The organism is Syntrophaceticus schinkii (assembly GCF_000946815.1).
GTDB lineage: Bacteria > Bacillota > DSM-12270 > Thermacetogeniales > Thermacetogeniaceae > Syntrophaceticus > Syntrophaceticus schinkii.
Window position 1 is genome coordinate 1 of sequence record NZ_CDRZ01000275.1, and the last position, 11,985, is coordinate 11,985.

12 protein-coding genes are annotated in these 11,985 nt (G+C 45.6%); 8 read left to right on the forward strand and 4 right to left on the reverse strand.

The features are described 5' to 3' along the window. Together SSCH_RS20495 and SSCH_RS13860 are read right to left on the reverse strand one after the other, a co-directional pair. A partial coding sequence (locus SSCH_RS20495; RefSeq protein ID WP_044665992.1) for a hypothetical protein occupies window positions 1-204 on the reverse strand: 204 nt, incomplete at its 3' end. A 135-nt stretch (window positions 205-339) separates the two neighbouring features. Continuing rightward, window positions 340-1,062 carry a hypothetical protein gene (locus SSCH_RS13860; RefSeq protein ID WP_044665993.1) on the reverse strand — a complete coding sequence of 241 codons (723 nt, stop codon included), beginning with the start codon at window positions 1,060-1,062 and terminating at the stop codon, window positions 340-342. A 760-nt stretch (window positions 1,063-1,822) separates the two neighbouring features. Here SSCH_RS13860 and SSCH_RS13865 point away from each other — a divergent pair. Further along, a complete protein-coding gene (locus tag SSCH_RS13865) occupies window positions 1,823-2,251 on the forward strand; it encodes a hypothetical protein (RefSeq protein ID WP_044665994.1) in 429 nt (142 codons plus the stop codon). Window positions 2,252-2,442: 191 nt separating this feature from the next. On the opposite strand, the gene SSCH_RS13870 is transcribed toward SSCH_RS13865, so the two are convergent. Both SSCH_RS13870 and SSCH_RS13875 read right to left on the reverse strand, forming a co-directional pair. After that, entirely contained in the window at window positions 2,443-2,709 is a 267-nt protein-coding gene (locus SSCH_RS13870; RefSeq protein ID WP_044665995.1) for a ribosomal protein L7/L12, read from the reverse strand. 567 nt (window positions 2,710-3,276) lie between these two features. After that, complete coding sequence (locus SSCH_RS13875) at window positions 3,277-4,779, reverse strand: IS1634 family transposase (protein ID WP_198142497.1); 1,503 nt, start codon at window positions 4,777-4,779, stop codon at window positions 3,277-3,279. Window positions 4,780-5,420: 641 nt separating this feature from the next. Between SSCH_RS13875 and SSCH_RS20500 the strand changes: the two genes are divergently transcribed. The 7 genes from SSCH_RS20500 to SSCH_RS13910 all read left to right on the forward strand — a co-directional run bounded on the left by SSCH_RS20500 (window position 5,421) and on the right by SSCH_RS13910 (window position 11,884). Next, on the forward strand, window positions 5,421-5,693 hold the full coding sequence (locus SSCH_RS20500; RefSeq protein ID WP_232294490.1) for an ABC transporter permease family protein: 273 nt from the start codon (window positions 5,421-5,423) through the stop codon (window positions 5,691-5,693). 19 nt (window positions 5,694-5,712) lie between these two features. Next, entirely contained in the window at window positions 5,713-6,369 is a 657-nt protein-coding gene (locus SSCH_RS13880) for an ABC transporter permease (RefSeq protein WP_232294491.1), read from the forward strand. Between the two features lie 24 nt (window positions 6,370-6,393). Beyond that, entirely contained in the window at window positions 6,394-7,242 is an 849-nt protein-coding gene (nikC, locus tag SSCH_RS13885) for a nickel transporter permease (protein ID WP_044665997.1), read from the forward strand. Window positions 7,243-7,253: 11 nt separating this feature from the next. Beyond that, window positions 7,254-8,249: an ABC transporter ATP-binding protein gene (locus SSCH_RS13890; RefSeq protein ID WP_044665998.1), complete on the forward strand. Its 996-nt coding sequence runs from the start codon at window positions 7,254-7,256 to the stop codon at window positions 8,247-8,249. Next, entirely contained in the window at window positions 8,185-9,117 is a 933-nt protein-coding gene (locus SSCH_RS13895) for an ABC transporter ATP-binding protein (protein ID WP_044665999.1), read from the forward strand. Before SSCH_RS13890 ends, SSCH_RS13895 begins: the two co-directional genes overlap by 65 nt. 239 nt (window positions 9,118-9,356) lie before the next feature. Then, the gene (locus tag SSCH_RS13905) at window positions 9,357-10,877 is read left to right on the forward strand and encodes an ABC transporter substrate-binding protein (RefSeq protein WP_084711205.1); all 1,521 of its coding nucleotides are present in this window, start codon (window positions 9,357-9,359) and stop codon (window positions 10,875-10,877) included. A gap of 395 nt (window positions 10,878-11,272) precedes the next feature. After that, a complete protein-coding gene (locus tag SSCH_RS13910) occupies window positions 11,273-11,884 on the forward strand; it encodes a class I SAM-dependent methyltransferase (protein WP_156972314.1) in 612 nt (203 codons plus the stop codon). Window positions 11,885-11,985: the final 101 nt, after the last annotated feature.

Genomic DNA, 11,985 nt, shown 5'->3' on the forward strand with positions numbered 1-11,985 from the left:
ATTATGCTTGCCCTTCGGACCTGCCATGGATTCAACATCTTGATCCATCAGTGTCACTAATGCTTGAATTCCAACAGCCGTACAGAAACTGCTAAATCGTCCTTTCACAGCTTCCCGTAAATCTGATAGAGTCAATTGCTCCATTGGTAACGGGTAAACACTCTTTTCTATCGACTGATCGGCCTTCTTGTGGTATGCTGACATTGGCGGTAACCTCCCTGTATGGTTTTGGTTGTTTCCCAAACCCATTATGCCATATCTGGCTGGGAACCGCCACTTCAATTTCCACGGCTGTTGGGACAATCTCTAAGCCAAGGTATTGAGAAGGGGGGGGGTTACCTATTTTAAACGCACATACCCAAAATGGTATTGGCTGTTATTGATAATTTGCTGCAAATCAGCACCTGTAGAGATTACTTCGAAAAGGCAGGCTTTTAGAGTAGATTCATGCCTGATGTTTTTTATCTTAATCCAGATTCTAGCTAGTGCACCGTGCCATACTGAAGGATAGTCGCTGCTGTTTAAGGGGGTAGGGTGTTTGTGGGATATGATTTCCAAAACATCGGCGCTATAGGCAATATCATTGGAGCCTCCCGCGTTTTCACCAATGCCAAAAAGGAGTGTTACTTTGCTACCTTCTTTAATAGCTTTGTTATAATCGTCAACCCTTTTTTGCGACATACCGTAATAAAGCGATTGTGTGGAGAACCAAGTATAGCCCCTTGTTGCTTCATCGGAAATATAGGCTTGCATAACATCATGACCGTTATATTCGTTCCCATTATTATCACATACATTGTTTAATTTCATAAAAATAAATAATTCGTCTCCGTTTAACGGGCAGGTCGAGTCCCGATCCCGAAGCATTTGCTTCACCCCTTCAACATTAAGATATTTACGCTTTAGCTTTAAGTATAAATCCTCGTCTTTAGCCAACATGTACATTTCCAACATATCGTTTAAAGCAACAGTTTTTGTAATCTTTTTACTGCTCACAAACTCGTTAAACATTTGTTGAACTGTTTCGTGTGCTTTGATCGTCATATAGTCTTTGCGGGGCATTCTATTACCTCCCTAATAATTGTACCATTACGCCGAAAGAGACTAGGATAATTGTACCACAGTGCCGAAAGAGTTGCAACACAGTTTGTAGTAGGCGTGTTTGTAGTAGGCGCGCATCAAAAATCGTGAATCCTATGCTGAGAATTCCCCGCCACTACACCGCCGTTAATGCCTGCCGTGGGGCCTGCCGTGGGGACGGGGGTTTTGGCATGTCAGAAGAAAGTTAGAATCAGTTGGGGGTCCTATTCATAGTACCCGGCTTGTTTTATTTATTGCTTGTATGGGTTAGGGGTAATCGTCCCGGGGCAGGTAGCAGCGCAAAGGTACCTGGTACCACCCGCATTTTGTCGAATTCCAGCGAACAGGCCAATACACTAATATCCAGAGAATTGCAAAGGTTATTGCTGGCGCTAATAAGTTTCAGCTTAGGACTGTTGGACTAAAAGACTTACGTTTTCCAGGGATGACCAAAGGCTTTGTTTCTTTTGCCAATATAGGTGTATGGGCTTAATCGGTCTTACCGTTTCCACAGGCTTAATATCACATCATCCTTGTGGCTATTCTCGTCAATTCAGACCGGCGTTCTTGTGCCGGGTGCTCAATTTAAATAACGCCCATGCTTAGTGTAGGGGTGTATACTCTGCTTGCTGACAAAGTTTCATTTATCAGCAGTTTTTCATTTTTTGGGATGATAATAAAGTATAATCGAAACAGGAGAAACCATGGGATGAGGGTTTTGAATCTTGAGGAGGGGTTTTGAATGGAGAATAGGGGAGTTCTCACTAAGGTTCTAGCTGTGGCAGGGACAGTACTCGTGTGGATTCCGATCCTGTTTACGATCATAACAGCTGTAATCGGAACGATATATGCCCGCAGGGTGCGATTTGACTTCCTGATGCCAGCTGAGCTCTTTCCGATTGCTTTGGTTGGTGCCCTGCTGCTTTTGTGGGCGGCGCAGCGGGCTCGTTCCCAACGAAAACTCATCGGTTGGGGTTTGGTCTCTATGACAGCATTTCTTTTTGGCGGGCAGGCCCTTGCCGTAGTCAGCGGACTCGCCTCAGGCGCGGCCGAGCCAACGGGCTGGGCTTGGGCACTGGTTGTTGCTTCAATTGCCCTTTATTCGCTGGCGCTTATTGGGGTTTGTATAGCGGGTGTGTTGTTGGTGAGGAAGCTGTACTTTTTCAAGTAACAATAATATCTGCATCAGTATTTATATGCAGGTATGAATCCGTGATTTTAATTCTTTGAGCAAATAATGCGTAATAAAAAGTTCCCTCAAAACATTAGTTTGAGGGAACATGAAATGTGCTCATTTTATTAACTTCAGACCTGTAAACCTCGTTGTATAGAGATATTAGCACTCAATTGAGACGACTGTCTCTACAATAATTTATCAACATACTCTTTTGCTTCTTTTAAACCCATCCCTGTAACATCTCTCAGTTCTTTAACAGCTTTAACTTTTTTGCCCGCTACAATAAGACTTCTTAATTCATTGTCTATATTAGGTTCTTCTGCTCCTACTTGTTTAGCAATTCGATCAAGCTTTAAATTCATTAGTTGTATTTGTTTTTGCAGGGTATTAACAGAACTGATCAGCGAAAAGATTCCTACTGCAAGTGCACCACCTATAACTATATACTCCATATGCATTCCCTACCTATCTCAGCGTTCAAATTTTTTATTAAGTAAAATACCTTATTCATTTTAGTTTATATTATTTATTTTGTAAATGTTCATTAACTTTGCTGCTGAGTCCGATAGGCTACAATGTAACCACTCGCAACGGCTAAGATGTCAACAATAGTCCTGATTATTAAATCAGGTATATCAGCTTTAAACACTAACGGCATGAAAAAGTTAAATAGCAACAAATCAAAGTCCAAAGAGTAAAAAGCATACTATCATTATTTTGTTTATCTTTTTATGTGTTTCAATATACTGATTTAACCATTGAATAACAACAGCTATGGCCTATTGCTTTAACTATTTATGGGATTTTCACTTACAGCTTGATAGCGGCAATGTATTTATTTGTAATGAATAGTCTTTACGGAAGTAGATTAATAAACGGCTTAAAATATGGGTTATCCTGTTGTGTGATATGGGTTGTATACCTTTTAGAGCCGCTGCCTCATGTTGCTCCAATAGACAAATTTACATACCCTTTGGCTGATGGCATAACTTTAATCATACTGCCTGCATTCCCGTAATTTATAACGAGGGTGGGTCCACACCTAGAGTTGTGTAGATCTCTTTCTGCTTCTTGGTGATTTCACCGAGCAACCTACCATGCTCCGGGGACTCAAATTGCTCGATTATATCGAGTTCATCAAGCAATCCCTGCAATGTCCATTTTTCGAATAGACCTGCATCTTGCATTTTTTTCTTGACGTACGAAAGGTAAATAAGTGCTACAAACTCCACGAAAAGCATCCCGTTGAGTGAGAGTTCTGAGGAAACCTGCATTCTCCTGAAGTTCAACCGGTCCTTAAGGTTGCCAAATCCTTTTTCCACAATGTCCTTACTGCGATAAAGAGATAAAGCTTCAAATGGATCTTTCACTTCATTGGATAATATTGCAAAATAGCCATAGTCCCTGGCAGCTTGACTCATAGCCTCTTCCTTCGGCTTGATCTTTCGGCCTCTCTTTGGGGTCGTAGTGACGTCAAAGAACTTATCATAGTCCTTCATGCGATACTCTTTGAGTGTATTCTCCGCGAGGTCGTTGTACAGGCTGGTCAGGTAATCGTTCATGTCTGTTTGATCTTTCGCAGTCTTCTCCGGATTATAGAAAAGATGTAGATACGCGCGTCTTTTCGATTTAAGAACATCGCCTTTATAGGGCCTCTCCTGCTCATAATCCCATTCTATGGTTCGGCAAAGGGCGTAAATACCAAACTGGGTTTGTAGATTCGACCAGCGCTGGAGGTTTTCCCGCTCTTCTTCCAATATCTCTTTGACATACTTGAGCCCCAGTTTTACACCAATGATAAACTTCTGGTGATTCTTGTAGAGCAAATTGATGTTTTCTTTACTATAGAATCCTCTATCTAAAATCACACTGACCTTTTTGTAACCCATCACATCGAACTCTGCCATCAGTTGTTTTACTGTCTTCACATCTGTAATATTGCCGGGGAGTTTTCGGTAATAGAAGGGCAGACCGGACTCTTCACCAAAGAGAAGTGCCAGGTTAATCTGAGGAAGTCTGTCGTGTTCCTTATTTCTGCCTTTTTTCACTTGGATCAGCGTCTCAGAGTAGCTCGAAATAGACGTAATATCAAAGGCCCAATACTCTTTTTCGAGGCGACGCTTGCCTTGTTTTTTAAAGAATGCCGTTCGCCCCTCTTCATCAATCGATTGAAAAAGCTCGCTACTCCGTTGCGAGGGAAGATCATCTCCATAGGGATGGATATGAAGTTTCTGCCAATGGGAAAAGCGGCTAAGGGCGTTGTTCTCTTCCAGAATCAGATAGTATGCGATCGATAGGATCTGTTTGTACTGGTCGGGGAAGCAAGACTTAAGATCTTCAGCCACGCCGGTCAGCCGGCCGATTTGATCCAGCAAATAGCTTGCACCGTAAAAACTCCTCCGCATTTTTGTGATCGGCGCAGATCCTGGTTTTATCGGAACGGCAGGCTTCTGCTCCTGACTCTTTTTATAGGAGCGAGTAGGCACAACTTCGCCCGTATCCGGATCCAGTTTGCCAATCAACGTTCTCTTAGCTCTAGATTGTTGTTTCTCTTTATCCCAATAGGGTTCGTTCTTAGCAAGCTCGGGGGGGGGGGAAGCACCCCCTCGCAAGGGTACCGTGTACCACCCGCATTTTGTCGAATACTAGCAAACGTGAAAATATGAACTGTGAACTTAAGAGAACCTCTGCCAAGGAAGTCCGCGGGGTTCTTTTATAACATAATGTTTATTATTGGAATAATTAGCAAGGTCGGGAAAAGGTATTTCTTTTGCTTCGCAACGGTACCGGTTGCCACCTCGCTTTCGTTAAATCGGCTGTGGCCTGGGACGGAATACTATTTCACTGCTAATCAATATCCTATTTCAAAAGGTGGCCTTAAATCACTATAATTAGCACAAGTGACAAAGTGCAAGTGACAAAGGGACGGGGGTCATGTCATCCAGGACGGTGACACGACCCCCGTCCCTCTGTCATCTGTTTGCAGGAGTTATGCTTTTAATGTAGAATCATTCTATAGAGCATATGCCATGAAATAACTAAATACTGCTAAATTGACCACGGAGGTCTATTACCCTGCAGGGAGCAGGGTACAATAGGCATTCGTGGTTTTTTATTTTACCAGGATAAACATATTTGTTTATAAGTGCAGGAGGATCTATTGATGCTCAAATACATCGCCAGACGCTTGGCCATGCTGGTTATCGTGGTGATCGGTGTTACACTGATTACTTTTACGATGATGCACCTGGCACCAGGAGATCCGGCGGAACTGATCGCCACAGCCAGGTATGGCATGGAAAATCTTACAGAAGAAGATGTTGAACGAATTCGGGTGGCTGAGGGTTTGGATGCCCCTGTTTTCATCCAGTATCTGCGCTGGTTGGGGCATACGGTCGAGGGGGGATTTTGGGTGGCGTCACCTCGTCACTGGTGACCCGGTTCAGGAGGAGATCTTGCTCAAGATTCCCGCTACATTTCAGCTGGCTTTGGCTGCCCTAGTTGTTTCCCTCTTGATAGCCATACCCGCAGGAATTATTTCAGCAGTAAAACAGTATTCTCCGCTGGATTATTTGACGATGACCGGTGCCTTGCTGGGGGTTAGTATGCCTAATTTTTGGCTCGGGCTCCTGCTCATTCTTTTGTTTTCGGTGACACTGGGGTGGTTTCCCGTCTTCGGCTACGGAAGCTTACGCCATATGATCTTGCCTGCGGTAACCCTGGGTACAGGGATGGCTGCCATTACCACCAGGCTGACGCGTTCCAGCATGCTGGATGTTTTAAGGCAGGATTATATTATCGCTGCCAGGTCCAAGGGTTTGGCTGAAAGAAATGTCATCCGCACCCATGCACTGAAAAATTCCTTTATCCCTGTAGTTACCATCGTCGGGCTTCAAATAGGTCACCTGCTTGAAGGGACGGTGATTGTGGAGTCTATCTTTGCCTGGCCGGGTATAGGAAAACTGCTGGTAGATTCCATCTTTGCCAGGGATTTTTCCATGATCCAGGGGTGTGTCCTTTTATTTGCTGTTCTCTTTGTCATCGTTAATTTGCTGGTGGATATTTCTTATGTATACCTTGATCCCAGGATCAGGTATGAGAAGGAGAGTTAGTTTTGGCTTCATGCAGCTGTTGCAGTGGAGAGGAATCTTACTTTTATTCAGCTTAAGAAAAACAAACTGGCCATCATCGGGCTGTTGATCATCTCGCTGCTGGTTATTGTCGCAGTTTTTGCGCCTGTTTTAGCGCCGCACCATCCCTATGAACAGGACCTGGACAGGGTTATGATGGCTCCCTGTTCAGAATATCCCTTTGGAACCGATGATTTTGGGCGTTGCATCTTAAGCAGGATTATCTTCGGAACAAGAATATCCCTGGCCATCGGTCTTATCGTCACCGCTATTTCTGCTGTTGCCGGGATCATTTTGGGAATGCTGGCCGGATTTTACGGTGGGGTGATCGATGAGGTGATCATGCGCATTGTTGATATTTTTCTGGCCTTCCCCGGGCTGATTCTCGCTTTGGTGATCGCGGGGCTTTTGGGACCCGGTATGTTTAATGTTCTGTTTGCTCTGGCACTGGTAGGGTGGATGGGTTATGCCCGGGTGGTACGTGGAGCGGTACTGGCGGAAAAGGAAAAAAGTTTTGTGGAAACAGCGATGTCTTTAGGGGCAAGTGATCTGTATATCATGTGCCGGCACTTACTGCCAAATGTGATCGCTCCTGTGATTGTGATGGCAACTCTGGGTATCGGGCATACCATCCTGGCAGCTGCGGGATTGAGCTTTCTGGGGTTGGGGGCTCAGCCACCCATACCGGTCTGGGGTTCGATGCTGAATGATGGCAAACAGTATCTGCAAACCGCGCCATATATGACGATTTTTCCTGGCCTGGCCATTATGATTACGGTTTTGTCATTTAATTTCCTGGGAGATGGTCTGCGAGATATTTTCGATCCCAGACTCAAGGAAAAAAGTATTGAATAGGAGGGATCCCCTTGGCTCTACTCAGTATTCGCAACCTGACAACTGTATTTCATGCAGAAGAGGGAGAGATCAAGGCGTGTGATCAGGTCAGTATGGATATCCCTGCAGGAAAAACAATCGGCCTGATCGGGGAAACAGGGTGCGGCAAATCAGTTCTGGGGATGTCCATCCTGCGTCTGCTGCCGCGCAATGCTGTAATAAGAGGAGAAATATATTACAAGGATCAGGATGTCTTGAAGATGAACGGTGATCAACTGAAGCGTTTACGGGGAAATGAAATAGCGCTGTTGCCCCAGAGCCCCTCTACATCCTTGAACCCGGTTTTAAAGATAGGCTTTCAGATCGCTGAGGGTCTGCATCTGCACAGGAAAACAAAGTGGGAACAGGCGTGGGAAAAGGCTGTGGAGATGCTGGATTTTTTAAAACTGCCGGAACCCGAAAAGAGGGTTCAGGAATACCCCCATCAGCTGAGCGGTGGCATGAAGCAGCGCGCTTTAGCTGCGGCCAGCATTACCGGAAATCCTTCTCTGCTGATTGCTGATGAACCCACCAAGGGGCTGGATGCGGTTTTGCGAGCTCAGGTTGTAGGGGTTTTACGGCAACTCGCCCGGGAGACAGGTGCAGCGATGCTTTTGATCACCCATGACTTGAAGGTGGCAGCCAGTCTCTGTGATCAGATCGCTGTTATGTATGCGGGGGAGATACTGGAACAGGGTGCTGCAGAACAGGTGCTTAAAGACCCTGTGCACCCATATACAAAGGGACTCTTGGCCTCTCTCCCTGAACACGGGCTGCACCCCATTCCCGGATACAGCCCCAGTTTGCTCGATGTGCCTGCAGGATGCAAGTTTCACCAGAGATGTTCGCTGGCCCGGGATCTTTGTGCAGAGAAATGCCCTCCTTTACAGGTAATCAATGGAGTTCAAGTGAGGTGTTTTTTCGGTGATCAGAGTGGAGAACCTCAGCAAGAGCTACACAACAGGGATCTTCAAGAAGCAGCAGTTTAAAGCAGTTGACGATGTAACCTTTACAATTGCACCAGGGGAAACTCTAGGCTTGGTCGGGGAGAGCGGCTGTGGTAAATCTACTTTGGCAAGGGCTATTTTAAGGCTGATCACTCCTTCCAAGGGGAGAGTTTTCTTTAAAGGACGGGATGTTGCTGCCGCAGGAACCCGGGAACTCAATAAAATCAGGGGGAAGATGCAGATCATTTTCCAACACCCTGAGACAGCTCTCAACCCTCGCTTGAGGATATATGACAGCATCACTGAGCCGATGCGCATTCAGAATGTGGTCAGTGACCGCGCTGAGGAGAGAGAGCGTGTCTCTGCTCTGTTAGAACAGGTGGGCCTTTATGAAGAGCATCTTACCCGCTACCCCCATGAACTGAGTGGGGGGCAGATTCAAAGGGTTGTACTGGCACGTATTCTTTCCCTGCACCCGGAATTTATTGTGGCAGATGAGCCTACATCTATGTTGGATGTCTCTGTTCAGGCGCAGGTGCTTAATATTTTTAAAGAGATTCAGCAAAAATATGATATTTCTTACCTGTTCATTTCACACGACCTGGAGGTTGTCCGCTGGATGAGCGATTGCATGGCTGTGATGTATAAAGGGAGAATAGTGGAAATTGGACCCACAGAAGATGTCTATCAAAACCCGCAGCACCCTTATACAACCCTGCTGGTAGATGCCTTTACATCTTTTAATAACGGTCGGGAAGAAACCACTGAGGTTGCGGTAATGAGCCGTGAAATTGAGCCGGGGGGGTGCAGGTATGCTCCCTTTTGTTCCGCTGCCAGTGCAGCATGTGATGAGGTTCCGGAGTTAAAGGAGGTAACAAGAGGGCATTATGCGGCTTGCCGGCATGTTTAAGACCATCCGTCCTCTGTTTTCCCGGCGGGATAGGGTGTTATATAGAAGATTGCTGTGTATGTAAGGGATATGGTTTCAACTATACTGATTTATCAGGAAGGAGAGGTGAAAAAGCTGCTGAATATGTAATTTCACAGGGGTTAGCGGATAGCGCGGCTCCATTTTATCATCTGCATAAATAAATAGGCAAACAAAACATATCGGTTAAGGAGGTTACGTTATGAGGATGAAAAGGCTTTGTGTTTTACTCTGTGTTGCTGTGTTTTTTTCTTTTTGCTCTGGGAGGATGTGGTGGAGAAGAGGCCAAACCGGAACAGGTTCTCCAAGTGGCCATCAGTTCTGATATCAATACCTGGGATATCGTGCAGTTCCCTGATGGAGATGCCAGGTTTGTCTGGTCGCAGATCTATGAAACCCTTGTCCGTTTGGACGAAGACCTTAATATGGTACCTGGTCTGGCCGAGTCCTGGGAACCCCAGGATAATGGAAAGGTATGGATATTTCATTTAAAGAAAGGTGTTAAATTTCATGATGGCACCGAGTTTAATGCAGATGCGGTCAAATATTCCTACGGTGATCGCGGGTATGTCACTGAAGTAAAAACACTGCAGTTGGAGAATATTGAGGCTATCGACAGCCACACTGTCAAGTTTACCTGTGTAAGGCCAATGCCCTTGCCTACATATCTGACACATGTGGCCTGGCCGGTTGTCAGCCCAACCAGTCTTGATTCTGCAGGCAAGTTTAGCAAGCCCATTGGTACAGGCCCTTATAAATTCTCCAAACATACAAAAGGGCAGGAGGTTATCCTGGAGAGAAATGATGACTATTGGGGAGGAAAAGAAAAAATTGAAAAAGTAATCTTTAAGATCATCCCTGATGCATCTACAAGGATGATGGCCCTTAACTCCGGAGATGTGGATATGAGTATTAAGGTGCCCGAATCAGAAGTACAGAAGCTGGAGAAGGACGCCAATATTACAGTACACAGAAAGTTAACGACCTTTACAGATTTTATGCAGTTTAACACCGCTCGTGCTCCTTTCGATGATGTCAATGTGAGAAAAGCTGTGGCTTATTCTATTGACACAGAGGGGATTGTGAAGAACATCCTCAACAACATCGGTGTGGCTGCCCAGGGGTGCCCCTATTCGCCTGTGATGATGTACAGCAGCAAGGATCTGCCACTGTACAGCCAGGATGTGGACAAAGCCAAGAGCATTTTAGCTGATGCGGGTTGGAAAGATAGTGATGGTGACGGGGTTTTAGAAAAGGATGGAAAACAGTTGAATATAGATCTGGTGCTTTCTGCATCATGGGGAGCCAGGCAGCAGAAAATAGCAGAGGCCGCCCAGGCCCAGCTGGCAAAAGCCGGTTTTGCCGTTAATGTGAAACAGGTGGAAGGCGCAGCCATGGAGCAGTTGGAGAAGGAGGGCAATTTCGACATTCTGATGAGGACCGGGTTCTTTGTTTGGGGCCCTTATCCACACCATGTTAAGATTCACAGTTCCAAAAACTACAAGAGCCATTACAATAATCCTGCTTATGATCAGCTTGTAGCCAAAGGGGAAAGCGAAATCGATGAAAAGGAAAAGCAGAAGATTTATGCTGATATCCAGAAGATGATTTTGGAAGACCTCCCGGCATTCTACATTGTACATGAGCAGAAGATAGTAGCCACCAGGAGTAATGTCAAGGGGTATCAGATCACAGCGGAAGACCCGTGGCTGAACTTAAAAGGGATAGAGCTTACTAAATAGCCAGGGTTTGAGGCAAAATGATTCCACTACAAAAAAGTCATTTTCGTTCGAAGTGGAATCAAATATAGGTATCTAATTGCTGCTGTGGGCGGTGGCTGACTGTCGCCGCCCACAGTTAAAATGCTTATCGATGTCAAGCTGTGTATAGGAAAATAGAGGTCAGATGCCAGAAGCCGGAGGTCGGAAGTAACCAGGAACTGCATCATGCTGATTTCACTCTTCCGGCTCCATTTTTGAGTCGCCCCTGGCCCACTGGCGGTTTCCGATAAAGTGGGAAAGTACTCCCACGAATAATGTTAATTGGAAAGAGTGATGATCAGGATACTGTCCGGATGAGCATGAGATGGGGTAAAAGACGTCTGAGAAAAAAATATTTTAGGGGGAGGAAGAAAAGCTTGTCTGAACAACACCGTAAGTATTTTAATGAAAAAGCCGCTCATTGGGATCAAATGGTCGAGGATAAAACCCTGCAAGGCCTTGACCTGATCATTAAAGGATTAGAAATCAAACCCGGAAGTGTTGTCCTGGATGTGGGTACAGGTACCGGTATTCTGATTCCCTTCCTCAAAGAGGCTGTTGGGGATTCTGGCAGTATTGTTGCCCTGGATTTAGCAGAAGAAATGCTCAAGAGAGCAAAAGAAAAACACGGGGAGCAGGTGCGCTATGTACAGGGGGATATTGTTAATACCCCTTTTGAGGACAATTCCTTTGATGAAATGATCTGCAACTCTTGTTTTCCCCATTTTCAAGATAAAGAAGTCGCAGTAAAGGAGATGATGCGCATTCTGAAACCGGGAGGCAGAGTAACAGTATGCCATACTGCGAGCAGGGAGGATATGAATGCTATGCACCGGTCGTTCGGCGGTGTGGTGGGAGAGGACATGCTGCCAGATGATGATGAGATGAAGTCTATGTTTCAGCAGGCGGGATTTGCCAGTATTGAAATCTCTGACAGCGACAGGGGATATCTTCTCACTGCAAGAAGATACCAGCCGCGGGGACGGTGACTTTGGCAGGTGCTGCTGCTAACGGTACCCTAGCAAGCTCGGGAGAAAAGCACCCCCCTCGCAAGGGTACCGTTTACCACCCGACTTTTGTCGAATACTAG